This window comes from Herbaspirillum sp. B65, from assembly GCF_000333555.1.
GTDB lineage: Bacteria > Pseudomonadota > Gammaproteobacteria > Burkholderiales > Burkholderiaceae_D > Herbaspirillum > Herbaspirillum rubrisubalbicans.
On sequence record NZ_BADI01001222.1, the window covers coordinates 1 to 916 of the forward strand.

Annotated in this window: 2 protein-coding genes; both read left to right on the top strand. The window is 63.2% G+C overall.

Annotation, left to right across the window (positions count from 1 at the left end; translation table 11 throughout):
• Window positions 1-16: 16 nt before the first annotated feature.
• Window positions 17-418 carry a type II 3-dehydroquinate dehydratase gene (gene aroQ, locus I5W_RS28805; RefSeq protein WP_044531826.1) on the top strand — a complete coding sequence of 134 codons (402 nt, stop codon included), beginning with the start codon at window positions 17-19 and terminating at the stop codon, window positions 416-418.
• 121 nt (window positions 419-539) lie between these two features.
• The coding region (gene accB, locus I5W_RS28810; RefSeq protein WP_044531825.1) for an acetyl-CoA carboxylase biotin carboxyl carrier protein at window positions 540-916 on the top strand (377 nt) is incomplete at its 3' end.

The following is a 916-nucleotide window of genomic DNA, read 5'->3' on the forward strand; positions in this document are numbered from 1 at the left end:
CTGCTCATGGCCCGAACTGAATCTGCTCGGAACCCGGGAGCCGGAAGTCTACGGATCCACCACGCTGGCCGATATCGAACAGCGTGCGCAAGAACAGGCCCGCGCTGCCGGCGCCTCCCTGGTGGCCTTCCAGAGCAATCACGAAGGCGCGCTGATCGACCGCATCCACCAGGCCCGCCACGAGGGGGTGGATGGCATCATCATCAATCCGGGCGGACTGACCCATACCAGCGTGGCCCTGCGCGATGCGCTGGCCGGGGTGGCCATTCCCTTCGTGGAGGTGCATATCTCCAATATCCACCAGCGCGAGGAGTTCCGGCATTTTTCCTACCTGTCCGGCATTGCCCGGGCAGTCCTATGCGGCTTCGGGGTCCACGGCTATTCGCTGGCCCTCGATTACTGGCTGCGTCAATCCTGAGGGCGGGCTCACCGCTGCGCACGGATCGCTTCACGTACTGCAAGACCTGACTGACTCGCCGGCGGCCGCAGAGCGCCGGCGCTTCGTTTAACACTACTCATCTACATTCCGAGGGATTCAAATGGATTTACGAAAACTCAAGACGCTCATCGACCTGGTTGCTGAATCGGCCATCGAAGAACTGGAAGTCACCGAAGGCGAAAGCAAGGTCAGGATCGTCAAGTCGTCCCCGAATGCCCAGAACCAGGTGGTGATGGTGCCGCAACAGCAAGCCTACGCCCCGGCCGCCGCGCCCGTGGCCGCACCGGCGGCTGCCCCGGTGGCCGCCGCCCCGGCTGCTCCGGCCGTGCCGGAAGGTCATATCGTCAAGTCGCCCATGGTGGGCACCTTCTACCGTTCCTCGGCCCCGGGCGCACCGGCCTTCGGTGGAGTGGGCAAAGAAGTCAAGGAAGGCGATACCCTGTGCATCATCGAAGCCATGAAGCTGCTCAACGAAAT